Below are 26,004 nucleotides of genomic sequence, written 5' to 3'. Positions count from 1 at the left end.
GCCAACCCGTTTTGCCCGGAAATGGCCAGGATCTCATCACTCGACCTTCACGTTGGCGCTCTTGACCAGCTTGACCCAGAACTTGCCGTCTTCTGCCAGGAACGTGTTGAACTGCTCGGGTGACTGCGATACCGACACTTCGGTGCCGTCACGCGCGAGCGATGTCTTGACCGAGGGCTGCTGCATCGCGGCGAGGGTCGCATCGTAGATCTTCTTCAGCACCGCAGGCGGCGTGTTCGCTGGCGCGAACATGCCGTACCAGAACTCGAGGTGGTATTCGGGAAGACCGGACTCCTTCATGCCCGGCAAGTTCGGCACCAGCGGGGAGCGCTCGCGCGTACTCACGGCCAGCGCGCGCAGTCGGCCACCAGTGGCCATCGGCAGTACTGAAGGCGAGGTGCCGAAAGTCAGCTGGGTGTCGCCCGCCATCACCGACTGGATCGCCAGGCTGCCGCCGCGGAAAGGGATGTGCGTCATCTCCGTGCCTGTGACCTGACTGAACAGCGCAGCGCCCAGGTGAGGCGCGGAGCCATTGCCCGAGGTGGAGTAATTGAGCTTGCCCGGATCCTTCTTGGCTGCCGCCACGAGATCCGCTACTGAGTTGATGCCGGTGCCGGGGTTGACCGCCAGCACGAGCGGCGAGGTCGTCATCTTGGTCACGGCGGCGAGGTCGCGTGCGGTGTAGGGCAGCTTGGGATTGAGCGCCGGGTTGACCGAGATGCTGCTAGGACTCGCGATGAGCAGCGTGTAGCCGTCTGCCGGCGCCTTGGCCACGAGGTCTGCGGCGATGCTCGATCCGTTCCCCGGCTTGTTGTCTACCACCACCGGCTGGCCGAGTGCCTTGCCAAAGGCGTTGCTCATCGCGCGTGCGACGTAGTCGGCAGCGCCGCCCGGCGCGAAGCCGATGACCAGACGGATGGGCTTGCTGGGGTAGTCAGCCGGCTGTGCCGCGACCGGCATGGCGGCCCAGGTGCACAGGCCGAGAACCAGGGCGATCTTCTTGTGGGTGTTCATTCGCGTGTCTCCTTCTCATTTTTTGGTCAACGGTGGCTCAGGCCTTTGCAGGGGGACGGAGGACGATCTTTCCGACATGGCGGCCTGCCTCCATGCGGGCCTTGGCCTCGGGCAACTGCGCGAAGTCGAAGACCTGGTCGACCAGCGGCCTGATGCGGGTCGCTGCGACATGCGGCATCACGTCGGCCACGAAGCCCGGCACGGCGGCGGCGCGCTGCGCCTTGCTGCGCAGCTTGTTCGACACGCCGAAGAGCGTGAGGCGTTTCGAATGCAATGCCGCCAAGTCGAGATCGGCATGAACCACGCCGTCGACGTAGCCGACAGTGGCGAGCCGACCCTCGAAGGCCATCGCGCGGATGTTCTCAGGGAAAACGGTGCCACCGACCGTGTTGATGACGAGATCGGCTCCATGCTTGTCGGTGGCCTGCATGACGCCTGCAGCGAAGTCGGGCGCTCGCGTGGCGAGGGCAACGTCGAGCCCGAGCGGCTTGAGCCGTTCGAGCTTGTCGGCCGAGCCCGAGGTGCCGATGACCTTGGCGCCCAGTGCCTTGGCGAGCTGCAATGACGCGACGCCGACACCCGAAGAGACGCCATTGATCAGCACCCACTCGCCCGGCTGCACCCGGCCCTGGAGCACGAGCATGTCGTACGAGACGAGGAAGGTCAGGGCAATGCTCGCGCCTTCCTCCCACGACAGGCCTTCGGGCATCGCGATGGCCTCGGCGCTTTCCACCAGCGCGTACTCGGCGAAAGCGCCGGAGCAGCGGCCGAACACACGGTCGCCGGGTTTGAAGCGCGCGACCTCGGCGCCGACTGCGACCACCTCGCCGGAGCCCTCGCCGCCGATCGCCTTCCAGCTTCCGGGCGCGCCGGCCAGGCCGTGGCCTGAGATGAACTCGCCGCGGTTGAGCGACGCGGCTGCAATGCGTACGAGCATCTGCTGCGGACCTGGCGCCGGCACGGGCGTATCGCGCACCTCGAGCACGGTGTCGGCATCGATCATCTGCATCCAGTAAGCCTGCATGGTGTTTCCCGGAGTGGTGGCGGAAGGTTCAGCGCCCGGTGAACACCGGCTTGCGCTTCTGCATGAAGGCGGTGCGGCCTTCGGTGTAGTCGGCGCTGTCGAAGCAACCCCGGATCAGCGAGGTGCACAGCGCGCTGTCCAGCTCGGGCGAGGGCTTCAGGATCTCGCGCACGATCGCCTTGGCGGCGGCGATCGTGAGCGGCGCGTTTTCGGCCACGGCGCCTGTGTACTCGGACAGCAGCGCCTCGAGCCCTTCGGGCGGAGCGATGCGCGAGATCAGCCCGAGCGCCTTGGCCTCGTCCGTACCGATGCGTCGTGCAGTGAAGAACAGATCCTTGGCTGCACCGGGGCCGATCAGATCGACCAGGTTTTTCATGGCCGTGAAGCGATAGCCCAGGCCCAATCGCGCGGCCGGGATGGCGAAGACCGAATTGCTCGACGCGATGCGGATGTCGCAGCTGATCGCGACGTTCACGCCGCCGCCGATGCAGTAGCCGCGGATGCAGGCGAGCGTCGGCTTCGCGAAGTCGTGGATGCTCATCAGCGCCTCTTCGGCCATCGCTTCGTAACGCGTCACGGCCTCGCGCGCAGCGCGCATGTCCTCGAACTGCGTGATGTCCGCGCCCGAGACGAAGGCCTTGTCGCCCGCGCCGGAGAACACGACCAGGCGAACGCGCTCGTCTGCGGCTGCGATACGCAACAACGGCGGTACCGCTTCCCACATGTCAACCGACAGCGCGTTGTGGCGCGCGGGGTTGTTGAAGCGGATGTGCAGCGTGCTCGCGTCGAGCCAGGTCTGCACGCGCCCGGTGGTCGATTCGTAAGCGGGGTTCGACATCGTCAATAGACTCCGGTGGACTTCATTCGGGTGAGATCCTCGGCGGCAATGCCCAGCTCGCGCAACACCTCTTCGGTGTGTTCGCCACGGCGCGGCGCGGCGCGCGCTATGGTGCTGGGGGTGCGCTCGAGCTGCATCGGCTGGCCGACCAGGCGCTGCGGGCCGAGCCGTGCCGACACCACCTCTTGCACCATGCCCAGGTGTGCGATCTGCGGCTCGTCGAAGACTTCGCGCATGTCGCTGATCAGGCCGCAGGCCACGCCGCCGTCGTTGAACTGGGCGATCCAGTGGCTGCGGTCGTGTCCGGCGAGGCGCATGTTGATTTCGGCGTTGAGCGCATCGCGGTTGACCGAGCGCGAAGGCTTGTCGTGGTAGCGCGCGTCGGTGATCCATTCCGGCGCGCCGAGGATGTGGCAGAAGCGCTCCCAGATCTTCGAGCCAAAGACCGCGATGTTGATATAGCCGTCGCGCGCCTTGTAAACGCCCGTCGGGATGCTCGTGGGGTGGAAGTTGCCGGCCTGCGTGCCGACCTCGCCGTCGATCAGGTAGCGCGAGGTCTGGAAATCCATCATGTAGACCATCGACTCGAGCAGCGAGGTGTGCAGCCACTGGCCTCGGCCGGAGGCCTCGCGCTCGAGCAACGCCACCAGGATGCCCTGCGCCGCGAAGATGCCGGCGCACAGGTCAGCAATTGGGATGCCGACACGCACGGGCCCATCGCCAGGCAATCCGGTCACCGACATCAGCCCGCCCAGGCCCTGCGCGATCTGATCGAAGCCGGGGCGCTTCGCGAGCGGGCCGGTCTGGCCGAAGCCGGAGATGCTCGCGTAGACCAGGCGCGGGTTGTCGACTGCGAGTGACTCGTAGTCGATGCCCAGGCGGAATTTCACGTCGGGCCGGAAGTTCTCGACCACCACGTCGGCGCCGCCTACCAGGCGCTTCAAGGTCTCGATGCCTTCGGGCTCCTTCAGGTTGAGCGTGATCGAGCGCTTGTTGCGATGGGTGTACTGGTAGTCGGAGCCGTCCTGGCCGCCGAGCGTGTCGTCGCCACGCATGTGCTCGGGCATCTGCACCTGGATCACGTCGGCGCCCCAATCCGCGAGCTGGCGGCAGGCCGTCGGGCCGGCGCGAACCTGGGTTAGATCGATCACGCGGAAGCGTTGCAGGGCAGTCGAGGCCGGAAGGTGAGGCATGCGGAAGGCGGATCCGATGGTTTTGGATCGCTCGATTGTTTGAGTTCGAGCCCTAAAGTGTCAACACTTTTTGCCTGATCGCAAACCCTTATGCCATTTCTAAAGACAATGAATCAGCATATGCAAGCTTAAGAACAGTCCACTCGCACCCCCAGGAGAGCCGCCATGCAACGCCGAACTTTCGCCCTCGCGCTCCCGTCCGCCCTGTTGGGGCTGCACGGTCATGCACTCGCCCAACCCTTCCCCAGCAAGCCGATTCGCTACATCGTTCCGGTCTCAGCCGGGGGCGGCAGCGACATGGTCGGCCGCACGGTCACCGAGCGCTGGGGCAAGCTGCTCAACCAGACCTTCGTTGTGGAAAACCAGAGCGGGGGAGGGGGCGTGATCGCCTCGCAGAACACGGCGCGCGCGGCGGCCGACGGCTACACGCTGATGCAGGGCTATGTCGCCACGCACGGCACCAGCCCGGCGACGCGCAAGCTTCCCTACGACCCGGTGAAGGACTTCACGCCGATCGGCATGATCGGCGGCACGCCCAACGTGCTCGTCCTCAACGTCGACGTGCCGGCCAAGGACTTCCAGCAGTTCGTCGCGTACATCAAGGCCAACCCCGGGAAGATCAGCTACGGCTCGGCCGGTGCCGGCTCGCTGACGCATCTGACGATGGAGCTCTTCAAGCAGCAGACGGAGACGCAGCTGACCCACGTTCCCTACCGTGGCATCGCACCGGCCTTCACCGACCTGATGGGTGGCCAGACGCAGGCCATGTTCCCGGGGCTTGCAGCAGCCATGCCGCACATCAAGTCGGGCCGTGCGCGGCCGCTGGCCGTGACCGGCAAGGCACGACATCCGCAACTCAAGGACGTGCCCACGCTCGAGGAGCTCGGCCTGAAGGGCTTCGACGCGATGCAGTGGTACGGCGTGGTCGGCCCCGCCGGCATGCCTGCCGACGTGGTGAAGCAACTCAACGACACCCTCAATGCGGTGCTCAAGGCGCCGGATCTCAGCGAGAAGCTTTCGGTCGAGGCGGTCGAGCCTATGCCGATGAGCCCGCAGCAGTTTGGCGACTACCTTCGCGCAGACCTCGCACGCTGGACTCGGTTGGCACGCGATCGCAAGATCGAACTCGACAACTGACGTCCGCGCCCCCGCCCTCCGTCCTTCCTTTCTCACCACTGACCTTTCACCATGGCACGCAACACCCAGGTTCCCGCGGATCACAACGCCCCACCCATCACCCGCATCCTGGCCGAGTACGTCGCCAACCATCCCTCGCGGGGCTGGAGCGATGCGGTGGACCGCGAAGCCCACCGCACCTTCCTCAACTGGCTGGGCTGCGCCGTCGGCGCGGCGCGGCACGAGGCGGTCGAGGCCGCTTTGGCCGCGGTGCAGACGCTGCAACCAGCGCCCCAGGCGACGATCCTCGGCCGCAGCGAGAAGGTCGATATCGCCAGCGCGGCGCTGCTCAATGGCATCACCTCGCACACCTTCGACTTCGACGACACGCACCTGAAGACCATCATCCATCCGGCCGGCCCCGTGGCCTCGGCCGTGCTCGCACTGGCCGAGCACACCGGCGCGAGCGGCCGCGCGGTGCTCGATGCGCTGGTGCTGGGCATCGACGTCGCCTGCCGCCTGGGCAACACGGTCTACCCCGAGCACTACGATCGTGGCTGGCATATCACCGGCACCACCGGCATGTTTGGCGCGGCGGCCGGCTGTGCGCGCCTGCTGGGCCTGAATGCCGACCTGACTGCGATGGCATTGGGCATCGCAGCGTCGCAACCCGTCGGCCTGCGCGAGCAGTTCGGCACCATGACCAAGCCCTTTCATCCGGGCGGGGCCGCACGCGCCGGGCTGATGTCGGCGTTGATGGCGAAGCACGGCTACACCGCCAGCCCGCGCTCGATCGAAGCGCCGCGAGGCTGGGCGCAGGTGGTGTCGACCAAATACGCGTGGAATGAAGTCACCGACGAGTTGGGCGAACGTTTCGAGATTTCCTTCAACAGCTACAAGCCCTTTGCATGCGGCATCGTGATCCACCCGAGCATCGACGCCTGCGTGCAGTTGCGCGAGCGCGGTGTCAAGCCCGAACAGGTCGAGCGCATCGAGCTCAAGGTGCACTCGCTGGTGCTCGAGCTCACCGGCAAGAAGGAGCCGGCAGACGGCCTGCAGGGCAAGTTCAGCGTGTATCACGGTTGCGCCGCGGGCCTGGTGTTTGGCCGCGCAGCCGAAGAAGAATTCGCCGACGACATCGTCAACCGCGTCGACGTGGTCGCGCTGCGCCGCAAGGTCGTGGCGACGGTCGACGACAGCATCAACGAAGCCAGTGCCGACGTGACAGCGGTGCTCGCCGACGGTCGGCGCGAGCATGTGTTCGTCGAGCACGCCATCGGCTCCCTGCAACGACCCATGAGCGACGACGACCTCGCGCGCAAGTTCCACGGCCTGTCGGATGCAATGCTGGGCGAGAAGCGAAGCTCCGATCTGCTTGCGTCCTGCTGGTCCTTGGCTGAGGCTGCGGACGTGGGCACTCTTTGTGCGCTGGCCCGTCCATGAACACAAGGAGCGACCCCATGACTCCACACCATCATCCTGAAAGCGCCTGCCGCCGTCGATTCTGCTCCGCGGGCGCATTGCTGCTCGCAGGCTGCGCAAGCCCAACGGCAAGACCACCGGCAGACGCTGTCGCGCAACTCGGCAACACGGGCAAGCTGCGCGCGGCGATCAACTTCGGCAACCCGATCCTCGCGAGCCGCGGTTCGGCCGGGGAGCCGCGCGGCGTTTCGGTCGACCTGGCGCGGGAAGCGGGGCGCCGGCTCGGTTTGCCCGTCGAACTCGTCACCTTTGATTCCGCCGGCGCGGTGGTCGAGGCGGTCAAGGCGCGGCAGGTCGATCTTGCATTCGTCGCGATCGACCCTGTGCGCGCCGCCGATATGGAATACACGGCGCCCTACGTCATCATCGAAGGCGCCTACATGGTGAAGAACGGCTCCCCGTTGCAGCGCAATGACGAGGTGGATCGTCCCGGCACCCGCGTGGTCGTCGGCCGAGGCAGCGCGTACGACCTCTTCCTCACGCGCGAGATCAAGTCGGCCACCCTGGTGCGGGCACCGACTTCGCCGGCAGTGACTGACATGTTTCTCGCGCAGAACCTCGACGTAGCCGCCGGCGTGCGACAGCAACTCCAGTCCGACGCCTCGCGCGTTGGAGGAGTCCGCCTGCTGCCCGGACGCTTCATGGTCATCGAGCAGGCCATGGGCGTACCCAAGGGCCGCACCACGGCACAGGCCTGGCTCAAAAGCTATATCGAGGAAATGAAGGCCTCGGGCTTCGTTGCCGAAGCCCTGAAGCGGCACGCTATCCAAGGCGCCGCGGTCGCGCCGCTACGAACCCTCTGACCACGAAAGGATGATGTCCATGAAGAGCTTCCATGCATTCGTCGCCGCGGCGGCGCTGGCCACTACATTCGCGCTCCCTGCGCTGGCGCAGAACGTCACTGTCACGCCATTGGGCGGTATCGACGGCGAGTTCTGTCCTCAGGATCGCGCGCTGATCTTCGAAGATCCCAACGGGACACGCATCCTGTACGACCCCGGCCGCACCGTCGCAGGTGCAAGCGACCCACGCCTCGGAAAGATCGACATCATTCTCGTGAGCCACATGCATGGCGACCACGTCGGCAACGCCCACAACAAGGCTCCGAATTCGGGGAGCTGCGAGAACCCGGACATGTCGGTGTCTGCCATGCCCAACTCGAACGCGGTGAACATCGCGCTCGCGAAGAAATCGAAGATCGTGACCGGCAGCGAAATGCCTCCCTTCTTTGCCGCCAAGCTGAAGGCGAACGGCGGCAACCCGGCAGATTCGGTTCTCGCGCGCTTCGGCGGCAGCGTGACGCTTGGCGGCGTGCGCATCGCCACTGTCAGCGCGCTGCACAGCAATGGCTTGGATCCCGACTACATCGGTGGAGAACTGGGCAAGGCCATGAAGGACGTCGGCATCGCCGGAGACGTCGGCCTGGCGACGGGCTTTGTGCTGCGCTTCAGCAACGGCCTCGTCGCGTATCTGTCCGGCGACACCGGCATCGTGGCCGATCAGGAACGCGTGGTGCGCGACTACTACAAGGCGAAACTCGTGGTGATGAACATGGGCGACGGCTTCAGCACTGGCCCTGCCGAATCTGCCTTCGTCATCAACGAGTTGGTCAAGCCAGCTTCGGTGATCGCATCGCATGCGAACGAGGTCGGCACGATCAACGGCAAGGTGCGCCCAGGCAGCAAGACGGAAGCGTTTGTGAAGGCAGTGAAGGTTCCGGTGCACATCCCGCGCTCTGGTGTGGCCATGGGTTTTGACGCTGCCGGCGCATGCGTGTCGGGCTGTTGAGTCGACACTGATAGAGGCACCTGAGCGCACCTGCTGGGCGTGGGCCAGCGCACAGACGGCTCGTCCTGCTGCGCGCACCGTGCAGGATGCGCATCGAGGCTCGGCGAGCGATCGACGTGCGGGCACGACCTCACCATCAACAGGAGTGACCTATGACACAAAAGATGCAAGCTGCAGTCGTCGAGCAATTCGGAAAACCCTTGGTGCTTCAGGAATGGGACATTCCCACGCCAGGGGCCGGCCAGATCCTGGTCAAGACCGAGGCCTGCGGCGTCTGCCACACCGACCTCCATGCCGCGCATGGCGACTGGCCCGTGAAGCCTACGCTGCCGTTCATTCCCGGCCATGAGGGCATCGGACGGGTGGCGGCCGTCGGAGCCGGCGTGACGAGCGTGAAAGAGGGCGACCGGGTCGGGGTGCCCTGGCTCTACTCGGCCTGCGGTCATTGCGAGTACTGCCTGACGGCCTGGGAGACGGTGTGCGCCCAGGCGCAGTTCGGCGGCTACACCAAGAACGGTGGCTTTGCAGAGTACATCCTGGCCGACCCGAACTACGTCGCCCGCGTGCCCGCCGGCTTGGCGGCCCGGGATGCGGCACCCATCATCTGCGCCGGCATCACCACCTACAAGGGGATCAAGGAGACCGCGGCTAGGCCTGGCGAATGGATCGCCGTCTCCGGCGTCGGCGGACTCGGGCATCTGGCGATCCAGTATGCCAAGGTCATGGGTCTGCATGTCTGTGCGGTCGACATCGACGAGGGCAAACTCGCTCACGCCAAACAACTCGGCGCCGACGTCGTGATCAATGCCCGGAACGGCGACGCGGCGGCCGCCGTGAAGAAGGAAACCGGCGGCGGAGCGCATGGCGTCCTGATCACGGCGCCCTCGCTGGCCGCATTCAAGCAGGGCGTTGCCATGACCCGCAAGCTTGGCACGTGCGTCCTGGTCGGGCTGCCGCCAGGCGAGTTCCCGGTCCCGCTCTTCGATGTGGTGGCGAACTGCATCACCGTGCGCGGTTCGTTCGTCGGCACGCGCAGGGACATGGCCGAAGCGCTCTCCTTCGCCGCCGAGGGCAAGGTCAAGGCCGACATCGAGCTGCAGCCCCTGACGTCGATCAACGGGGTCCTCGACCGGCTCGAGCGCGGCGAAGTGGCATCGCGCGTGGTCATCGAATTCGCGGGAGCTTGAGCCGAGAAGAGAACACCCGAACACCCCCGCGCATCCCATCCCATGCCGGCCCCAGATCGGCTGCAAAGGAGTTCCGCCATGCAAGCCCGCCGTATGCACTGGCTGGGCGTCGAAGGGCGCGAGCGGCGTCCTGCTCGACAGCGCTCGATGAACACGCTATGGAAAATGTGGTTGACACATGAATTGATGAAAAGTAATGTAATGGCGCATTACTTCTCCGGCTCCGCAGCCCGGCGCCGGTTCATCGATTCCCGTTCTTCCGCTTTCGACCATGAAAATTGCAATTCTCGGCGGCGGGCACGGCGCCTACGCGGCCGCTGCCGATCTGTCCGAAGCCGGCCACGAGGTGCGCCTGTGGCGCCGAGACGCCGCGGCGCTCGAGCCGGTTGTTCGCGCCGGCGCGATCACGCTGAAAGATGCCGCCGGCACACGCGAAGTACCGCTCGCGCTCGCCACGCCGGACATCGCAGCCGCCTTGCGCGGCGCCGAACTGATCGTCGTTCCCACGCCGGCCATCGCCCAGCACGACATCGCCCTGGAGATGGCGCCGCACCTGGCAGACGGGCAGGTCGTCTTTCTGCCGCCGGGTACCTTCGGCAGCTTCGTGATGGCGCGGACGGTGGCGCAGGCGGGCAGCCACGCCGACGTGGCCTGGGCCGAAACGGGCACCTTGCCCTACCTGGCGCGCAAGCACGGCGAGCGCGAGGTGAATCTGACGATACGCGCCGTCCGCCTCCCCACCGGGGTCTACCCGGCCCGCAAGGCGGCCGAGGCGATCGCGGTGATCCGCAAGGCCTACCCGAGCGTGCATGGCTGCGGCGACGCGCTGTCGGGCGCCCTGATGAATGCCGGGCCGGTGATCCACCCGCCGCTGATGGTCATGAACGCGGCGCCGCTACAGCATTTCGAGCGCTGGGACATCCACAACGAAGGCACGCAGCGCGCCGTGCGCGACGTGACAGACCGGCTCGACCAGGAGCGCATCGCGGTGCGCGAAGCCTTCGGGCAGGGCGCGCCGCACTATCCGCTGGCCGACCACTACAACAACGACCGGTGGATGTACGGCGATGCGCACAAGCAGCTCGTCAAGTCGGGCGACTGGCGCGAGAACATCGACCTCTACGCGCACCGCTACATCACCGAAGACACCGAACTCGGGCTGGCCTTCCTTGCATCGGCCGCGCGCCATGCCGGCGTCGATGCACCCATTGCCCACGGCCTGCTGGCCATCGTGGGCGGCTTTCTGGGGCGCGACCTGCGGCTTGGCGAGCGCACCTTCGAAGCGCTCGGGCTCGCCGAGTTGACTCCGGCGCAGCTCACGCAGAGGCTGCACGATGGCGAATGAAGCGCTGCCGCGTTTCGCGGCCGTCGGCGCAGGCCGCATGGGGCGCGGCATCGCGATCGCGTTTGCCTACGCGGGCCACCGCATCTCCTTGATCGACCTGCGTTCGCGCAGCAACGACGCTTGGCACAAGCTGGCAGGCGAGGCGCGGGCCGAGATCGAGAGCAGCCTGGACGGCCTGGCACAGCTCGGCGTCATCGATGCGGCGCAGGTTCAGGCCATCGCGTCGCGCGTCGACCTCGTGAATGCGGCCGAGGCGCCCGCCGCACTGCAGGCGGCCGAGCTGGTGTTCGAAGGCGTGCCCGAAACGCTCGATGCCAAGCGCGATGCCTTCGCGCAGCTGAACCGCCATTGCCGCGACGACGCGATCCTGACCTCAACCACCAGCAGCATCCTCGTGACGCAGCTGGCCGCGCTGGTTCGCAACCCCGGCCGCTTTCTCAACATGCACTGGCTCAACCCGGCCTATGTGATTCCGGTGGTCGAACTGAGTTGCCATCCGGCCACCGACCCCGCCGTGCTGGCCCGCGCCAAGGCGCTGATGGAGGCGATCGGCAAGCTGCCCGTGGTGTGCGGCGCATCGCCGGGCTACATCGTGCCGCGGCTGCAGGCGCTGGTGATGAACGAGGCCGCACGCATGATCGAGGAGGGCGCCGCCACCGCAGAAGAGATCGACAAGGCCACGCGCTACGGCCTGGGCCTGCGCTTTGCCGCGCTCGGGGTGGTGGAGTTCATCGACTTCGGCGGCTGCGACATCCTGCACCACGCCAGCCGCGAGATGGCCGTGTCGATCGACCGCGGGCGCTACACCGCGCCCGCCATCGTAGACCGCATGGTGGAAGAGGGACGCCTCGGCCTCAAGAGCGGCAGCGGGTTCTACGGCTACGAAGGGCGCGACATCGCCGCCTACCGGCGCGACGTGCTGTCCAGAACGCTGGGGGCGCTCCGGCACGCGGGCCTGTGGCGCGCGCCGGCGACCAAGACCTTGGAATGAGCCCGATCCATCGCGCCTTTGCCGACCTGTCGGTGGGGCAGGTGCACTATGCCGCGTGCGGCCCGCCGCAGGCACCCGCCGTGCTGCTGCTGCACCAGTCGCCCCGCAGCTGGGCCGAATACCGCGAGGTGCTGCCGCTGCTCGGCGCACACCGGCGCGCAATTGCGATGGACACCGCCGGCTTCGGCGATTCCGCGGCCGGCGAGGCGCCCGCCAGCATCGAACATTGGGCGCGCGTGGCGTGCGAGCTGCTTGACGCACTGGGCATCGATTGCGCCGACGTGGTCGGCCACCACACCGGCGGCGTCATCGCGGTGGAGTTGGCTGCCGCCTTTCCCCGGCGCGTGCGCAGCCTGGTGCTGTCGTCCGCGCCCTTCACCGACGGCGCCTTTCGCCGCGCGCGCGCCGAGCGGCCGCCGATCGACGAGGTCGAGCCCAGCGACGATGGCCAGCACCTCGCCGCACTGTGGCAAAAGCGCCAGGGCTTCTACCCGCCGGGTCGACCCGAACTGCTCGAAGCCTTCGTGCTCGATGCATTGAAGGTCGGGCGCCGCCTTGAAGAAGGGCACCGCGCGGTCGCCGCATACCGGATGGAAGACCGCATCGGCCGTGTCGTGCAGTCCGTCCTGATCATTCGCGCCACCGACGATGCGTTTGCGGCGCCGCATGTCGCCGAGCTGCTGCAGCATCTGCCGCAGGCGCGCGTGGTCGACATCGAGGGCGGCATGGTGCCCTTGCCCGACCAGATGCCCGAAGCCTTTGCGCGCGCGGTGCTGGCGTTTCTGGAACCGTCGGCGTCCTGAACGCCATGCGCCCGATGCTGGCTCAGCCTTCGTGGGTGTCTTCGGCGTCCGCGTCGGCCGGCGCGTGCGCGTGCAACTCGATCATCTGGCGCAGCGTGTTCTTGAGCTCTTCGGCGCGGCGCAGGCCGAAGGGTTCGAGCACGCGCAGCTCGTGCTCGCGGGCCAGTTGCATCAGGTGCTCCACCGCCTTCGTGCCCTTGCGCGTGATGCGCACCAGCGTGATGCGGCGATCACTCTCATGGGGCAGCCGCTCGATCTGGCCGCGTGCCTCCATGCGGTCGAGCAGGCGCGTCACCGTGGGCTGCTTGGTCACGGTCACCTGCGCGAGCTCGCCGATGCTGACCGGCTCGCTGCCCGCCAGCGAGGCCATCACGCGCCACTCCGATACCGAAAAGCCGTGCTGGCGCGCCACCACGTGGAACTCCGACGAGATGAGCTGGCTGGCCTGCGCCAGCAAGGCCGGCAGGTAGTCGTCGACGAAGCGATGCGATTCAGCGGGCAGTGCGGCCATGAAGGTCTCCCAGGGCTGATTCGGGCATGCCGCTTGCTTGTCTAGGGTAATTCATGATTGTGAATACATTCAGTTGTCAACATTATAGAAAGCACGGTGCGACACCCATCGCACCGTTCCCCAAGAGATGAAAGACCACCATGGCTGAGCGTTCATTCGTAGAAGAAGTCAAGAAACTGCGGTTGTCCGGCGGCGAGGTGTTTCGCGGTGAAGGGATTCTGGCTGTAACCAAGGCGCTGCTGGAGTCCGGGGTTTCCTATGTTGCCGGCTACCAGGGGGCGCCCATCTCGCACCTGATGGACGTGCTCGCCGACGCGCAGGACATCCTCGCCGAGCACGGCATCCGCTTCGAAAACAGCGCCAGCGAGGCCACCGCCGCCGCGACGCTCGCGGCCTCGGTCAACTACCCGCTGCGCGGCGCCGTGACGTTCAAGGCCACAGTGGGCACCAATGTCGCGTCCGATGCGCTGGCCAACCTGGCGTCGGGCGGCGTCACGGGCGGTGCGCTGATCATCGTGGGCGAGGACTACGGCGAAGGCTCGTCGATCATGCAGGAGCGCAGCCACGCGTTCGCGATGAAGTCGCAGATCTGGCTGCTCGATCCACGGCCCAACCTGCCGAGCATCGTCGATGCCGTCAAACAGGGGTTCGATCTGTCCGAAGCCAGCAACACGCCGGTGATGCTGCAGCTGCGCATCCGCGCCTGCCATGTCCACGGCCACTTCATTGCCGGCGACAACCGGCGCTCCAAATTCACGCTGAAAGACGCGCTCGAAAACCCGCAGCGCGACGTCAGCCGCATCGTGCTGCCGCCGGCCAGCTTCGTGCACGAGCAGGAAAAGGTGCGAGATCGCTGGCCCGCTGCGGTGCGCTTCATCGAGGAGAGAAAGCTCAACGAGTTCTTCTCCGAAGACGCCGACGACATCGGCATCATCGTGCAGGGCGGCAGCTACAACACGCTGCTGCGCGCGCTCGAACGCCTGGGCCTGGCCGATGTCTACGGCGAGACGAAGGTGCCGCTCTATGTGATGAACGTGGCCTATCCAGTCATCGAGAGCGAGGTCATCCGTTTCTGCGAGGGCAAGCGCGCGGTGCTGATTGTGGAAGAGGGCCAGCCCAACTTCGTCGAGCAGAACCTCGCGACCATCCTGCGCCAGGCCGGATCGACCACCGCGCTGCACGGCAAGGACACGCTGCCGGTTGCCGGCGAATACACCGCGGCCGAACTGCTGAAAGGCGCGCGCAGCTTCTGCGAACGCTACGAGCGCCTTGCACCGCTGCCCGTGCCCGCGGCGGTGCGCAAGGTGATCCCGCTCAAGGAAGTGGCTGCCATCGGCGTCGACGGCGCACCCGAGCCGGCCTTGCCGCTGGGCGACAGCGTGCATGCGCGCCCACCCGGCTTTTGCACCGGCTGCCCCGAGCGGCCGATCTTCAGCGCGATGAAGCTGGTCGAACGCGAACTCGGCGCGCACCACGTCAGCGCCGACATCGGCTGCCACCTGTTTTCGATCCTGCCGCCGTTCAGCATCGGCAACACGACCATGGGCTACGGCCTTGGCGGTGCCGGTGCATCTGCACTCAATGCGCCGGCCGGCAAGCGCGCGATCTCGGTGATGGGCGACGGCGGTTTCTGGCACAACGGGCTGACCAGCGGCGTGGCGAATGCGGTCTTCAACAAGAGCGACAACCTGACCATCGTGGTCGACAACAACTACACCTCGGCCACCGGCGGGCAGGACATTCTTTCGTCGCACGCCGTCAATGCCACGCGCAGCACCGGCCACGAGATCGAACGCGCGGTGCGTGGCGTGGGCGTCGAGTGGGTGAAGACCTTGCGCCGCACCTACGACGTGGCCGGCATGCGCGATGCGCTCAGGGACGCGCTGACCACCAAGCAGAAGGGCCCCAAGGTCCTGATCGCGCAATCGGAGTGCATGCTCAACAAGCAGCGCCGCGAGAAGCCGCTGGTGCGCAAGGCCATCGCCAGCGGCAAGCGCGTGGTGCGCGAGAAGTTCGGTGTCGATGCCGACACCTGCACCGGCGACCATTCCTGCATCCGCCTGTCGGGCTGCCCGTCGCTGTCGATCAAGCCCAACCCCGATCCGCTGCGCACCGATCCGGTTGCCACGGTGCTCGACAGCTGCGTCGGCTGCGGCGTGTGCGGCGAGGTTTCGCATGCCGCCGTGCTGTGCCCCTCTTTCTACAAGGCGCAGATCGTCAACAACCCGAACCGCTGGGATCGCGTGCGTGAGCGCGTGCGCAGCGGCGTGATCGGCTGGCTGCAGCGCGGCGAAGCGAAGCGACGCGCAGCCTGGGCGTTCTGAACATGAGCAGCGCGCAGCCCATAAAGATCGCAATCCTCGCCATGGGCGGCGAGGGCGGTGGCGTCCTGGCCGACTGGATCGTCGATATGGGTGAAGCCAATGCCTATGTCGCCCAGACCACCTCGGTGCCGGGCGTGGCCCAGCGCACCGGCGCCACCATCTACTACGTCGAGCTCTACCCGGCTGCACAGGCAGCGGCCGACGGCGGCCAGCCCGTGCTCGCGCTGATGCCGCTGCCGGGCGATGTCGACGTGGTGCTGGCCTCGGAGCTCATGGAGGCTGGCCGCGCCGTGCAGCGCGGCCTGGTCACGGCGGATCGCACCACGCTCGTCGCGTCGACCCACCGCGTCTATTCGATCGCAGAGAAAAGCGCTCTCGGCGACGGCCGTGTCGACAGCAGCGAACTGCTCGCGCATGCGAACAAGGCCGCCAAGCGCTTCATCCGCTTCGACATGCAGCAGGCCGCCGAGGCCTCAGGCAGCGTGATCAGCGCGGTGCTCTTCGGCGCGCTGGCGGGCTCAGGCGTGCTGCCTTTCGCCCGGGCCCAGTTTGAAGCCACCATCGAGCGCGGCGGCGTCGGCGTGAAGCCCAGCCTCAAGGCCTTCGGTGCTGCTTTTCTGCGGGCACAAGGCGCGACCGAGGAAGAGTCGCCAGTCGCAACGGCCGTGCCGGCGCCGCAGCCGAAGCACCCGGCCGTGCGCGCACTGGTCGAACGCGCGCAGCGCGACTTTCCGGCCCCGGCGCATTACTTCCTGCTCGAAGGTGTGCGTCGCCTGATCGACTACCAGGACACGGACTACGCGGGCCTCTACCTCGATCGCATGGCTGCGATGGCCAAGCTGCCCGCGAACGACGACGGCCGCCTGCTGCGCGAGACCGCGCGCTACCTCGCGCTCTGGATGTCCTACGAAGACACGGCCCGCGTCGCCGCGCTCAAGACCCGTGCCACTCGCTTCGAGCGCGTGCGCGGCGAGGCGAGCGTGAAGGAAGGGCAGATCCTTGCCATCAACGAATACATGCATCCGCGGATCCAGGAGATCTGCGAGACGCTGCCGGGCGGCATTGGCCGCTGGCTGATGAACTCGGGCCTGCCGCGGAAAACGGTGGAGCGCTTCACGCAGCACGGCCGAGTGATCCAGACCAGCTCGCTGCGCGGCTACCTGATGCTGCGCACCGTGGCCGCCATGAAGCGCTGGCGCCGTTCCACCATCCGCTACGCCGAGGAAAACCAGCACATCGAGGCGTGGCTCGCGCGCATTGCCGAAACCGCGCTGCGCAACCCCGATCTCGCGGTGGAGCTTGCGCAATGCCAGCGGCTGGTCAAGGGCTACAGCGACACCCGCGAGCGGGGCCTGCGCAACTACGACACGGTCATCGGCGCTTTCCAGCGCGCCGGCGCCACGCTCGCGCCCGCCACGCTGCGCGAGCTGCGCGATGCCGCGCTTGCCGATGAACATGGCCAGAAGCTTCAAGCCGCGCTGGCGCGGCATGCGCTGGCCTGAAGAAGAAACTCCAGGAATAGCGATGTCCACCCAGCCCGCCACCCTGTCCCTGCGCGTTGCCGAAGCGCGCCAACTGAATCCGGCGATCCGCATGCTGCGCCTGGCCGCCGAAGATGGCGGCGCGTTGCCCGGTTTCAGCGCCGGAGCGCACATTCGCGTGCAGGTGAAGCTGCCCGACGGCGCCATCGACTGGCGCCACTATTCGCTCATCAACTTCGCAACCGCGCGCAATGCCACCAACGCGCCCACCGAGTACGTGATCGCGGTGCGCAAGGAGGCCGAAGGCCGCGGCGGCTCGTGCTTCATGCATGAGCGCGTGAACCCCGGCGACCTGCTCACGATCGAGCTGCCGAAGAACGACTTTCCGCTGCACACCGGCCCTGGCGGCACCGTGTTGGTGGCCGGTGGCATCGGTGTCACGCCGCTGGCCAGCATGGCGGCACGCCGCCGAGCCGAGGGCCTTCCGGTTCGCATGCACTACGCCGGCCGCAGCCGCGACCTCATGGCCTTTCTGCCGGAGCTGCAGGCACTGCTGGGCGAGGATCTCCGCATTCACGCCGACGCGGAAGCCGGCGCGCCACTCGGCATCGACACGCTGCTCGACGCCTGCCCCGCCGGCGATCGCCTCTACGTCTGCGGCCCCAAGGTCATGCTCGACGCCGTGTTCGCCCGCACCCAGGCGCGCGGATGGGAGCACGACCGCGTGCACTTCGAACTCTTCACCGAGCCCGTCGCGGAAGCGGGCGACCAGCCCTTCGAGGTGGAGCTTGCCCAGTCGGGCCAGCGCTTTACTGTGCCGGCCGACCAGAGCGTTCTCGACTGCCTGATCGAGCACGGCTGCGACCCGATGTTCGATTGCAAGCGCGGCGAGTGCGGCGTTTGCGCGGTGCCGGTGCTCGAAGGCGACATCGACCACCGCGACTACGTGCTGACCCCGCGCGAGAAAGCGCTGGGCAATGTCATGCAGATCTGCATCTCGCGCGTCAAGGGCCCGCGCCTGGTGCTGGACATCTGAAGGAGCGAGACGAAATGACTTCCTACCGCAACAACCCCGATGCCGTGCGTGCGCTGGTTCAGAACGACCGCGTGCACCGCGATCTCTACATCAGCCAGGAGCTGTTCGAGGTCGAGCAGGAGCACTTCTTTGCCAACACCTGGAACTATGTCGGCCACGAAAGCCAGATTCCCAAGTCCGGCGACTGGTTCAGCAACGACATCGCGGGCCGGCCGCTGATCATCGTGCGCCACACCGACGGCTCGGTGCGGGCCATGATGAACCGCTGCGCCCACAAGGGCTCCCGGCTCGTGAGCGGGCCGTGCGGCAACACCGGAAAGTTCTTTCGCTGCCCGTACCACGCGTGGACTTTCAAGACCGACGGCGCGCTGCTCGCCATCCCGCTCAGAACCGGCTATGAAAACACCGCCCTGCACGAGTGCGAATCGGCCAAGGGGCTGACCACGGTGAAGCACGTGCGCAGCTACCGCGGGTTCATCTTCGTCAAGATCAACGATGCAGGCCCGGACTTCGACGAGTACTTCGGCGATTCGCTGAGCTCGATCGACAACATGGCCGACCGCTCGCCCGAAGGTGAACTCGAGATCGCAGGCGGCTGCCTGCGCTTCGTGCACCAGTGCAACTGGAAGATGTTCGTCGAGAACCTCAACGACACCATGCACCCGATGGTGGCGCACGAGTCTTCCGCCGGCACAGCCAAGCGCATGTGGGCCGACAAGCCGGCCGACGAACCCAAGCCGATGGCGGTCGAGCAGTTCGTGCCCTTCATGTCGGACTACAAATTCTTCGAGGACATGGGCATCCGCACGTATGACAACGGCCACAGCTTCACCGGGGTGCACTTCAGCATCCACAGCAAGTACAAGGCGATCCCCGAATACGACGACGCGATGAAGGCACGCTACGGCGAGGAGCGCACCGCGCAGATCCTCGGCATGGCGCGCCACAACACGGTGTACTACCCCAACCTCACCATCAAGGGTGCGATCCAGGCGATCCGCGTGGTGAAACCGATAGCGGCCGACAAGACGCTGGTCGAGAGCTGGACGTTCCGGCTCAAGGGGGCACCGCCTGAACTGCTGCAACGCACCGCCATGTACAACCGGCTCATCAACTCGCCTTTTTCAGTGGTGGGCCATGACGACCTGCAGGCCTACCGTGGCATGCAGGCCGGCCTGCATGCCAGTGGCAACGAGTGGGTCGGCCTGCACCGCAACTACGAGCCTTCGGAGCTGAAGGGCGGCGAGATCACGACGGGCGGAACCAGCGAGCTGCCCATGCGCAACCAGTACCGCAGCTGGGCCGAACGCATGACAGAGACCATGAGATGAACCCCCAGTCTTCGCGCACTTCGTGTCGCTTCGCCAACCCCCTTGCAGGGGGCAACACCGGCGGACCGGCGGAGCCGGTTCCGCGGTGTTCCTGGAAGGAGGCGTCTGAATGACCGAGATTGTTCGCCAGGATTTGATCGACTTTGTCGTGAACGAAGCACATCTGCTCGACACCCGCCGCTACGAGGAATGGAACGCGCTCTTCACCGACGACGCCTTCTACTGGGTGCCATTGGTGCCAGACCAGGAAGACGGCCTCAATCACACCTCGCACCTCTATGAAGACAAGCTGCTGCGCGAGCTGCGCATCGAGCGCCTCAAGAGCCCGCGCGCCTTTTCGCAGCAGCCGCCGAGTCGCTGCCACCACCTGCTGCAGGTGCCGGTGGTCGAAGCCTTCGACGAGGCCGCCAACCGCTATGTGGTGCGCACGGGGTTCCATTACACCGAGTCGCAGGGCGATGAGCTTCAGTTCTATGTCGGCACCTTCTTCCATCACCTTTCGGTGCAGGAGGGTGCGTTGCGCATGACGCTCAAGCGCGTCAACCTCCTCAACTGCGACGCTGCGCTGCCAGCGGTGCAACTCTTCATCTAGGGACGCGATGCAGCACGCCACCGTCCACGACGTTTTCAAGGCCACCGCGGCGCGCACGCCGGAGGCCGAGTTCCTGTTCACCGAGTCGGTGACGGCGGCGGCGTATGGCATCGCTGCCGGCGCCATCCCATGGGGCGAGGCGGCGGCGCAGGTCGAGCGCCTGCGCGCGGCCTATGCGCAGGCGGGCTACGGGCACGGCCACCGCGTCGGCCTGTTGCTGGAGAACCGGCCGGCTTTCCTGTTCCACTGGTTCGCGCTCAACGCACTGGGCGTGAGCGTGGTGCCGATCAATTCCGAGATGCGTTCGGCCGAGCTGGTCTACCTGATCGGCCACAGCGAGATCGGCCTGGCCGTGACGCTGCGCGGGCGCGCCGACGACCTGCGCGCCGCGGCAGTGCAGGCCGGCGTCGCTTTCGAAACGATGGGGCCGGATGACGAGGTGCCCTATGCCGCGACAGCGGCACCGCGCGCCGGCGAGGCCATCGGCCTCGATACCGAGTGCAGCCTGCTCTACACCTCGGGCACCACCGGACGGCCCAAGGGCTGCATCCTCGGCAATGCCTATTTCCTGCGCGCCGGCGAGTGGTATGCCACGCTCGACGGCGTGTGCGGCATCCGGCGCGACACCGAGCGCGTCATCACGCCGCTGCCGCTCAACCACATGAACGCGATGGCGTTCTCCACGATGGTGGTGCTGGTGGCGGGCGGCTGCCTGGTGCAGCTCGACCGCTTTCATCCGAAAACCTGGCTGGCCAGCGCACGCGAGAGTCGCGCCACCATCGTGCACTACCTCGGCGTGATGCCGGCCATGTTGCTGTCCGCGCCGGCATCGGCGGCCGATCGCGAGCATGCCATTCGCTGGGGCTTCGGCGCCGGTGTGGATCGCAAGCACCATGCATCCTTCGAAGCGCGCTTCGACTTTCCGCTGGTCGAGGCCTGGGCCATGACCGAGACCGGTGCTGCCGCCTGCGTGATGGCCAACCGGGAGCCGCGCCTCGTCGGCACCAGTTGCTTCGGGCGGCAGGAAGACTTCGTCGAGATCCGCCTCGTGGGCGAGGACGGCAACGACGTCGCCGTCGACGCGCCGGGCGAGCTGCTGGTGCGCTCCGCCGGCAGCGACCCCAAGCGCTACTTCTTCTCGGGTTACCTGAAAGACGAAGCGGCGACGCGCGAGGCTTGGGCCGACGGCTGGTTCCACACCGGCGACCTGGTGCGGCGCGATGCGCAAGGCAACTTCTTCTTCGTCGACCGCAAGAAGAACGTGATCCGTCGCAGCGGCGAGAACATTTCGGCGGTCGAGGTCGAAAGCGTGCTCAACCAGCACCCGGCCGTGAAGACCTCGGCCGTGGCCGCAACGCCCGACGCGGTGCGCGGCGACGAGGTGCTGGCCTGCATCGTGATGCGCGAGGATGCGGACGCATCGCAGCGCGAGCAGGTCGCGGCCAGCATCGTCGCGCATGCGCTGGCGCAGCTCGCCTACTACAAGGCGCCGGGCTACGTCGCCTTCGTCGACGCGCTGCCGCTCACCGCATCGCAGAAGATCCAGCGCGGCCAACTGCGCGAACTGGCGCACGCACTGCCCGGGCAGGCGCACTGCATCGACACACGCGCCATGAAAAAGAGGCAGACATGACAAAGCGGCGGCTTTCCTACGAAGGCGTGGCGGTGGCCGTGCCAGTCACCGTGCCTTACGTGCGCTACTCGACGCGCACGGCGCACTGGTTCATCGGGCAGGCGCTCGAGGCGCTGGTGCAGGCCAGCGGCGTGCCGAAGGCGCAGATCGACGGGCTGTGCCTCAGCAGCTTCTCGCTGGCGCCCGACACTGCCGTGGGCGTGACTCAGCACGTGGGCCTCTCGCCGCGCTGGCTCGACCATGTGCCTACCGGCGGCGCGTCGGGCGTGATGTGCCTGCGCCGTGCCGCGCGCGCCGTGCAGGCAGGCGACGCGGACTTCGTGGCCTGCGTCGGCGCCGACACCAACCACGTCGACTCCTTCCGGCAGACGCTTGGCAGCTTCAGCAATTTCGCGCGGGACGCGAGCTACCCCTACGGTTCCGGCGGACCGAACTCGATTTTCGCGTTCATCACCGCGAACTACATGCGCACCTATGGCGCGCGGCGGGAGGATTTCGGCCGCATCGCAGTCGACCAGCGCACCAACGCGCTGGGCAACCCCCATGCGATGTTCAAGAAACCGCTGACGCTCGACGAGTACATGGCGGCGCGGCCCATCTCCGACCCCATTCACCTGTTCGACTGCGTCATGCCCTGCGCCGGTGCCGAGGCCTTCCTCGTCATGAGCGAGGAACGCGCGCGCGACCTGGGGCTGGCGCATGTGGTGATCCGCGGCGCCATCGAACGGCACAACGCGTTTGCCGACGACCCGGTGATGGTGCAGGGCGGCTGGCGCGTGGATCGCGACGACCTCTACGCACAGGCCGGCGTGCAGCCGGCAGCGCTCGACTTCGTGCAAACCTACGACGACTACCCGGTGATCGCGATGATGCAGTTCGAAGACCTCGGTTTCTGCGAGAAGGGTGAAGGCCCGGCTTTCGTGCAGTCGCACACCATGACTTTCGACGGCAGCTTTCCGAACAACACCAGCGGTGGGCAACTGTCGGCCGGGCAGGCCGGCGCAGCGGGTGGCTTTCTCGGCATGGTCGAGGCGGTTCGCCAGTTGACCGGTCAGGCCGGGCCGCGCACGGTGCCTGATGCGCAGCTGGGCCTGGTTGCGGGCTTCGGCATGGTGACCTACGACCGCTGCCTGTGCACAGGCGCTGTCATCCTCGGGAGATCCGCATGACCATGCCCATGATGCGCCCCCCGCGCAAGAACCCGGTGCTGCGCACCCGGCAGATGAATCTGCCGCCGTGGGCGCGCGGACGCGTTGCGCTGGGCATCACGGCCGCCGCGGCCGAAGGACGCTTCGAGCTGCAGACCTGCGAAGACTGCGGCACGGTGCAATACCCGCCGCGCGAGGCCTGCCACAAGTGTCTTTCGCCGCACCTGCACTGGCGGGCGCAAGGCGGCGAGGGCGTGTTGCTCGCCAGCACCACGCTGCATCACAGCAACGACCTGTTCTTTCGCGAGCGGCTGCCCTGGCGGCTGGGCCTGGTGCACCTCGACGCCGGCCCGACGCTCATGGTGCACCTGCACGGCGAAGTGGAGGACGCGCCGCAACGCGGGAATTCCGATGGGGACGCGCTTCCGCGCGTCCGTGTCGGTGCCCGGCTGGATCGCGCGGGACAGGCCGTTCTCATTGGTTTTCCGAATGAAGGGAGTGCCCATATGGCCGACGACAAGATGCTGCGTGAAATGACCAGCGACCCCAAGTTCCGCAAGGCGCTGGTGACCGACGGCAAGACCGAAACCGGGCAGGCCATCGTGCGCGCGCTGGTCAAGGCCGGTGCCGACATCGTCTGGGTCGGCCATGCCGAGCCCTGGAAGAAGATGGGTGACGGGCTCGACGACATTTCGGCGCTGCCGCAGGTCACGCTGGTGCCGCTCGACCTGACCAACGGGCGCTCGGTCGTCGAGCTGGCTGGCGAGATCGGCGGCAAGGTCGACATCGTCGTCAACAACGCCGAGGTGCACCGCACCTTCGGCATCGGCGCCCGGCGCGGCACCGATGTGGCCAAGGCCGAGATGGACATCAACTACTTCGGCCTGCTGCGCCTGGCGCAGGAGTTCGGGCCGGCGCTCAAGGGCCGCTCCGCCGACGGTGCGACCGGTGCCACGGCCTGGGTCAACCTGCTGTCGATCTACGCGCTCAGCAACTTTCCGCCGCACGGCACTTTCAGCGCATCGAAGGCGGCGGCGCATTCGCTCGCGCAGTGCCTGCGTGCCGAGATGCGGCCGGCCGGCATCCGGGTGATCAACGTGTTCCCCGGGCCGATCGACGACGAGTGGAACCAGCACATGCCGCCGCCCAAGCTGGCGCCGGCCACGCTGGCCAGCGCCATCGTCAAGGCGCTGCGCGATGGCGTGGAAGACATCTACCCGGGCGACGTGGCGCAGGAATGGCTGGAGCGCTGGCGCGACAACCCCAAGGTGCTGGAGCGCGAATTGGCCGCCGGGACATGAAGCACACCCCCAGGCTTCGCGCACTTCGTGTCGCGCGCGCCTTCCCCCTTGCAGGGGGCAACACCAGCGGCCCGGCAAAGCCGGTTCCGCGGTGTTCCTGGAACAGAGATCGGAGAATGAAATGACGACGACAACCGAACTGATGTCCGCTGCCGAAATTCTTGGCGGCCTGGTGACCGCAATGGCCAGTGGCCGCATCCGCGTGATCGACCTCACGCAGACGCTCACGCCCGAGTTCCCGCAGATCGCGCTGCCGCCCGAGATGGGCCAGTGCTGGCCGTTCCGGATCGAGGAAGTGTCGAAGTACGACGAGCGCGGCCCGGGCTGGTACTGGAACAATTTCTCGTGCGGCGAGCACACGGGCACGCACTTCGACGCGCCGATCCACTGGATCTCGGGCCGCGACCTGCCGAACAACTCGGTCGACACGATCCCGGTGCAGCACTTCGTGGCGCCGGCCTGCGTGATCGATTGTTCGGCCGCCGTGCAAACCGACGACGACTACCTGCTGAGCGTGGCCGACATCGAGCGCTATGAAGCGAAGCACGGCCGAATTCCCAAGGGCGCCTGGGTGCTGATGCGCACCGACTGGTCCAAGCGCACCGATCCGGAGGCCTACCAGAACTTCGACGAAACGGGCCAGCACACGCCGGGCCCGGGCACCGATGCCGTGCGCTTCCTGGTGGAGCAGCGCGACGTGCTGGGCTTCGGCTCCGAGGCCATCGGCACCGATGCCGGGCAGGGCTACCACCTGCGCCCGCCATACCCGTGCCACTACTACATGCATGGCGCCGGGCGCTATGGCCTGCAGTGCCTGAGCAACCTCGACCTGCTGCCGCCATCCGGCGCGGTGCTGATCTGCCCGCCGCTCAAGATCGAGAAGGGCAGCGGCAGCCCGTTGCGCGTGCTCGCGCTGGTGGCTGGGTGATTCGACCATGACGAACGGCTCCACAGGGCAGCGCCGCGTCGCTGCGGTCACCGGCGGCAGCGCCGGCATTGGCAAGGCCATCTGCGAAGACCTGCTGGCGCAGGGCTACGACGTGGTCTCTCTCGCCCGGCGCAAGCCGGCGGGCGATCACCCGCGGCTGCACAGCATCGAAGTCGATCTCGCCGACCGCGCAGCCACGGCCGAGGCTGCGGCCGATCTGGTGCGGCGCTTCGAAGTCACGACCGTGGTCCACAACGCCGGCGTGATCCGCCCCGCGCTGCTCGCCGACGTGAAGCTCGAAGACCTCGATGCGCTGGTCGAGTTGCACCTGGGCTGCGCGGTGCAGCTTGTCCAGGCGGCGCTGCCCTGCATGCGGGCGCAGCAGTTCGGGCGGATCGTGCTGCTGTCTTCGCGGGCTGCAGTGGGCATGCCCACGCGCACCGCCTATTCCGCCACCAAGTCCGGGATGCTGGGCATGGCGCGTACCTGGGCGCTCGAACTGGCGGCCGACGGCATCACGGTGAACGTGGTCGCACCAGGCCCGATCCGCACCGACATGTTCTACGACGTGGTGGAAGCCGGCAGCGACAAGGAACGCGCGCTGGCGGCGTCGGTGCCGGTGCGGCGCCTTGGCGAGTCGGCCGACGTGGCGCGCGCGGTGCGCTTCTTTGCGGAACCCGCCAACAGCTTCGTGACGGGGCAGGTGCTCTATGTGTGCGGTGGCACCAGCGTGGGCAGTCTCGCCCTGTAGCGGTGCGCGCCAGGCACGCCGAAATCGCGAATTACTCAGCGTTGTTTCTATTGTCATCACCCGGATGCGTGGCTAATATGCTTTACACCTAAACATTTCATAAATCATAAGGTTGGCACGAAGCTCGCATTGCACCAACCATCTGCGCATCCATCCGTCGTCCTGTGAAACCTTCTGGAGCATTGCC

23 protein-coding genes are annotated in these 26,004 nt (G+C 66.9%); 18 read left to right on the top strand and 5 right to left on the bottom strand.

The window, feature by feature from the left end:
- Nucleotides 1–36: 36 nt before the first annotated feature.
- Genes ACSFA8_RS24410 through ACSFA8_RS24395 form a run of 4 tightly spaced genes read right to left on the bottom strand, consistent with a single transcriptional unit; the run spans nt 37 to nt 4,069 of the window.
- Nucleotides 37–1,014: a Bug family tripartite tricarboxylate transporter substrate binding protein gene (locus tag ACSFA8_RS24410; RefSeq protein WP_435482060.1), complete on the bottom strand. Its 978-nt coding sequence runs from the start codon at nt 1,012–1,014 to the stop codon at nt 37–39.
- A gap of 37 nt (nt 1,015–1,051) precedes the next feature.
- Nucleotides 1,052–2,038, bottom strand: coding sequence for a quinone oxidoreductase family protein (locus ACSFA8_RS24405; RefSeq protein WP_435482059.1), 987 nt, complete (start codon nt 2,036–2,038; stop codon nt 1,052–1,054).
- A 28-nt stretch (nt 2,039–2,066) separates the two neighbouring features.
- On the bottom strand, nt 2,067–2,876 hold the full coding sequence (locus ACSFA8_RS24400; protein WP_435482058.1) for an enoyl-CoA hydratase: 810 nt from the start codon (nt 2,874–2,876) through the stop codon (nt 2,067–2,069).
- Nucleotides 2,877–2,878: 2 nt separating this feature from the next.
- On the bottom strand, nt 2,879–4,069 hold the full coding sequence (locus tag ACSFA8_RS24395) for a CaiB/BaiF CoA transferase family protein (RefSeq protein ID WP_435482057.1): 1,191 nt from the start codon (nt 4,067–4,069) through the stop codon (nt 2,879–2,881).
- Nucleotides 4,070–4,234: 165 nt separating this feature from the next.
- Here ACSFA8_RS24395 and ACSFA8_RS24390 point away from each other — a divergent pair, with 165 nt between their 5' ends.
- From ACSFA8_RS24390 to ACSFA8_RS24355, 8 genes are all read left to right on the top strand, one after another.
- A complete protein-coding gene (locus tag ACSFA8_RS24390) occupies nt 4,235–5,206 on the top strand; it encodes a Bug family tripartite tricarboxylate transporter substrate binding protein (protein WP_435482056.1) in 972 nt (323 codons plus the stop codon).
- A gap of 51 nt (nt 5,207–5,257) precedes the next feature.
- Complete coding sequence (locus ACSFA8_RS24385) at nt 5,258–6,628, top strand: MmgE/PrpD family protein (protein ID WP_435482055.1); 1,371 nt, start codon at nt 5,258–5,260, stop codon at nt 6,626–6,628.
- 17 nt (nt 6,629–6,645) lie between these two features.
- Nucleotides 6,646–7,470, top strand: coding sequence for an ABC transporter substrate-binding protein (locus ACSFA8_RS24380; protein ID WP_435482054.1), 825 nt, complete (start codon nt 6,646–6,648; stop codon nt 7,468–7,470).
- Between the two features lie 19 nt (nt 7,471–7,489).
- Nucleotides 7,490–8,455 carry an MBL fold metallo-hydrolase gene (locus ACSFA8_RS24375; protein WP_435482053.1) on the top strand — a complete coding sequence of 322 codons (966 nt, stop codon included), beginning with the start codon at nt 7,490–7,492 and terminating at the stop codon, nt 8,453–8,455.
- A 152-nt stretch (nt 8,456–8,607) separates the two neighbouring features.
- Nucleotides 8,608–9,642: an alcohol dehydrogenase AdhP gene (adhP, locus tag ACSFA8_RS24370; RefSeq protein ID WP_435482052.1), complete on the top strand. Its 1,035-nt coding sequence runs from the start codon at nt 8,608–8,610 to the stop codon at nt 9,640–9,642.
- 271 nt (nt 9,643–9,913) lie between these two features.
- Nucleotides 9,914–10,987 carry an NAD/NADP octopine/nopaline dehydrogenase family protein gene (locus ACSFA8_RS24365; protein ID WP_435482051.1) on the top strand — a complete coding sequence of 358 codons (1,074 nt, stop codon included), beginning with the start codon at nt 9,914–9,916 and terminating at the stop codon, nt 10,985–10,987.
- On the top strand, nt 10,977–11,978 hold the full coding sequence (locus ACSFA8_RS24360) for a 3-hydroxybutyryl-CoA dehydrogenase (RefSeq protein ID WP_435482050.1): 1,002 nt from the start codon (nt 10,977–10,979) through the stop codon (nt 11,976–11,978). The genes ACSFA8_RS24365 and ACSFA8_RS24360 overlap by 11 nt, the downstream gene beginning before the upstream one ends.
- A complete protein-coding gene (locus ACSFA8_RS24355) occupies nt 11,975–12,781 on the top strand; it encodes an alpha/beta fold hydrolase (RefSeq protein ID WP_435482049.1) in 807 nt (268 codons plus the stop codon). The genes ACSFA8_RS24360 and ACSFA8_RS24355 overlap by 4 nt, the downstream gene beginning before the upstream one ends.
- A 22-nt stretch (nt 12,782–12,803) precedes the next feature.
- Here ACSFA8_RS24355 and ACSFA8_RS24350 read toward each other — a convergent pair whose 3' ends face one another.
- A complete protein-coding gene (locus ACSFA8_RS24350; RefSeq protein ID WP_435482048.1) occupies nt 12,804–13,292 on the bottom strand; it encodes a MarR family winged helix-turn-helix transcriptional regulator in 489 nt (162 codons plus the stop codon).
- Nucleotides 13,293–13,432: 140 nt separating this feature from the next.
- Between ACSFA8_RS24350 and ACSFA8_RS24345 the strand changes: the two genes are divergently transcribed.
- The 10 genes from ACSFA8_RS24345 to ACSFA8_RS24300 all read left to right on the top strand — a co-directional run bounded on the left by ACSFA8_RS24345 (nt 13,433) and on the right by ACSFA8_RS24300 (nt 25,817).
- Complete coding sequence (locus tag ACSFA8_RS24345) at nt 13,433–15,616, top strand: thiamine pyrophosphate-dependent enzyme (RefSeq protein WP_435482047.1); 2,184 nt, start codon at nt 13,433–13,435, stop codon at nt 15,614–15,616.
- A 2-nt stretch (nt 15,617–15,618) separates the two neighbouring features.
- Nucleotides 15,619–17,118, top strand: a complete 1,500-nt coding sequence (locus tag ACSFA8_RS24340) for an indolepyruvate oxidoreductase subunit beta family protein (protein WP_435482046.1) — start codon at nt 15,619–15,621, stop codon at nt 17,116–17,118.
- Nucleotides 17,119–17,140: 22 nt separating this feature from the next.
- The gene (locus tag ACSFA8_RS24335; RefSeq protein WP_435482045.1) at nt 17,141–18,133 is read left to right on the top strand and encodes a PDR/VanB family oxidoreductase; all 993 of its coding nucleotides are present in this window, start codon (nt 17,141–17,143) and stop codon (nt 18,131–18,133) included.
- A gap of 14 nt (nt 18,134–18,147) precedes the next feature.
- On the top strand, nt 18,148–19,464 hold the full coding sequence (locus ACSFA8_RS24330; protein WP_435482044.1) for an aromatic ring-hydroxylating oxygenase subunit alpha: 1,317 nt from the start codon (nt 18,148–18,150) through the stop codon (nt 19,462–19,464).
- 109 nt (nt 19,465–19,573) lie between these two features.
- Entirely contained in the window at nt 19,574–20,056 is a 483-nt protein-coding gene (locus tag ACSFA8_RS24325; RefSeq protein ID WP_435482043.1) for an aromatic-ring-hydroxylating dioxygenase subunit beta, read from the top strand.
- Between the two features lie 7 nt (nt 20,057–20,063).
- On the top strand, nt 20,064–21,689 hold the full coding sequence (locus ACSFA8_RS24320; RefSeq protein ID WP_435482042.1) for an AMP-binding protein: 1,626 nt from the start codon (nt 20,064–20,066) through the stop codon (nt 21,687–21,689).
- Nucleotides 21,686–22,858: a thiolase family protein gene (locus ACSFA8_RS24315; RefSeq protein ID WP_435482041.1), complete on the top strand. Its 1,173-nt coding sequence runs from the start codon at nt 21,686–21,688 to the stop codon at nt 22,856–22,858. The genes ACSFA8_RS24320 and ACSFA8_RS24315 overlap by 4 nt, the downstream gene beginning before the upstream one ends.
- Complete coding sequence (locus ACSFA8_RS24310) at nt 22,855–24,138, top strand: SDR family NAD(P)-dependent oxidoreductase (protein ID WP_435482040.1); 1,284 nt, start codon at nt 22,855–22,857, stop codon at nt 24,136–24,138. Before ACSFA8_RS24315 ends, ACSFA8_RS24310 begins: the two co-directional genes overlap by 4 nt.
- A 121-nt stretch (nt 24,139–24,259) precedes the next feature.
- A complete protein-coding gene (locus ACSFA8_RS24305; protein ID WP_435482039.1) occupies nt 24,260–25,066 on the top strand; it encodes a cyclase family protein in 807 nt (268 codons plus the stop codon).
- A gap of 7 nt (nt 25,067–25,073) precedes the next feature.
- Entirely contained in the window at nt 25,074–25,817 is a 744-nt protein-coding gene (locus ACSFA8_RS24300; RefSeq protein WP_435482038.1) for an SDR family NAD(P)-dependent oxidoreductase, read from the top strand.
- Nucleotides 25,818–26,004 lie beyond the last annotated feature (187 nt).

It is taken from the genome of Variovorax nitratireducens (genome assembly GCF_051216545.1).
Lineage (GTDB): Bacteria > Pseudomonadota > Gammaproteobacteria > Burkholderiales > Burkholderiaceae_C > Variovorax.
The sequence above is the reverse complement of the archived record's forward strand: the minus strand, read 5'-3'. Positions and strand labels throughout refer to the sequence as shown.

Excerpts from the sequence above, each read along its gene's own strand:
- ACSFA8_RS24410 (WP_435482060.1), bottom strand. The coding sequence starts at position 1,014 with ATGAACACCCACAAGAAGATCGCCCTGGTTCTCGGCCTGTGCACCTGG.
- ACSFA8_RS24405 (WP_435482059.1), bottom strand. The coding sequence starts at position 2,038 with ATGCAGGCTTACTGGATGCAGATGATCGATGCCGACACCGTGCTCGAG.
- ACSFA8_RS24400 (WP_435482058.1), bottom strand. The coding sequence starts at position 2,876 with ATGTCGAACCCCGCTTACGAATCGACCACCGGGCGCGTGCAGACCTGG.
- ACSFA8_RS24395 (WP_435482057.1), bottom strand. The coding sequence starts at position 4,069 with ATGCCTCACCTTCCGGCCTCGACTGCCCTGCAACGCTTCCGCGTGATC.
- ACSFA8_RS24390 (WP_435482056.1), top strand. The coding sequence starts at position 4,235 with ATGCAACGCCGAACTTTCGCCCTCGCGCTCCCGTCCGCCCTGTTGGGG.
- ACSFA8_RS24385 (WP_435482055.1), top strand. The coding sequence starts at position 5,258 with ATGGCACGCAACACCCAGGTTCCCGCGGATCACAACGCCCCACCCATC.
- ACSFA8_RS24380 (WP_435482054.1), top strand. The coding sequence starts at position 6,646 with ATGACTCCACACCATCATCCTGAAAGCGCCTGCCGCCGTCGATTCTGC.
- ACSFA8_RS24375 (WP_435482053.1), top strand. The coding sequence starts at position 7,490 with ATGAAGAGCTTCCATGCATTCGTCGCCGCGGCGGCGCTGGCCACTACA.
- adhP (WP_435482052.1), top strand. The coding sequence starts at position 8,608 with ATGACACAAAAGATGCAAGCTGCAGTCGTCGAGCAATTCGGAAAACCC.
- ACSFA8_RS24365 (WP_435482051.1), top strand. The coding sequence starts at position 9,914 with ATGAAAATTGCAATTCTCGGCGGCGGGCACGGCGCCTACGCGGCCGCT.
- ACSFA8_RS24360 (WP_435482050.1), top strand. The coding sequence starts at position 10,977 with ATGGCGAATGAAGCGCTGCCGCGTTTCGCGGCCGTCGGCGCAGGCCGC.
- ACSFA8_RS24355 (WP_435482049.1), top strand. The coding sequence starts at position 11,975 with ATGAGCCCGATCCATCGCGCCTTTGCCGACCTGTCGGTGGGGCAGGTG.
- ACSFA8_RS24350 (WP_435482048.1), bottom strand. The coding sequence starts at position 13,292 with ATGGCCGCACTGCCCGCTGAATCGCATCGCTTCGTCGACGACTACCTG.
- ACSFA8_RS24345 (WP_435482047.1), top strand. The coding sequence starts at position 13,433 with ATGGCTGAGCGTTCATTCGTAGAAGAAGTCAAGAAACTGCGGTTGTCC.
- ACSFA8_RS24340 (WP_435482046.1), top strand. The coding sequence starts at position 15,619 with ATGAGCAGCGCGCAGCCCATAAAGATCGCAATCCTCGCCATGGGCGGC.
- ACSFA8_RS24335 (WP_435482045.1), top strand. The coding sequence starts at position 17,141 with ATGTCCACCCAGCCCGCCACCCTGTCCCTGCGCGTTGCCGAAGCGCGC.
- ACSFA8_RS24330 (WP_435482044.1), top strand. The coding sequence starts at position 18,148 with ATGACTTCCTACCGCAACAACCCCGATGCCGTGCGTGCGCTGGTTCAG.
- ACSFA8_RS24325 (WP_435482043.1), top strand. The coding sequence starts at position 19,574 with ATGACCGAGATTGTTCGCCAGGATTTGATCGACTTTGTCGTGAACGAA.
- ACSFA8_RS24320 (WP_435482042.1), top strand. The coding sequence starts at position 20,064 with ATGCAGCACGCCACCGTCCACGACGTTTTCAAGGCCACCGCGGCGCGC.
- ACSFA8_RS24315 (WP_435482041.1), top strand. The coding sequence starts at position 21,686 with ATGACAAAGCGGCGGCTTTCCTACGAAGGCGTGGCGGTGGCCGTGCCA.
- ACSFA8_RS24310 (WP_435482040.1), top strand. The coding sequence starts at position 22,855 with ATGACCATGCCCATGATGCGCCCCCCGCGCAAGAACCCGGTGCTGCGC.
- ACSFA8_RS24305 (WP_435482039.1), top strand. The coding sequence starts at position 24,260 with ATGACGACGACAACCGAACTGATGTCCGCTGCCGAAATTCTTGGCGGC.
- ACSFA8_RS24300 (WP_435482038.1), top strand. The coding sequence starts at position 25,074 with ATGACGAACGGCTCCACAGGGCAGCGCCGCGTCGCTGCGGTCACCGGC.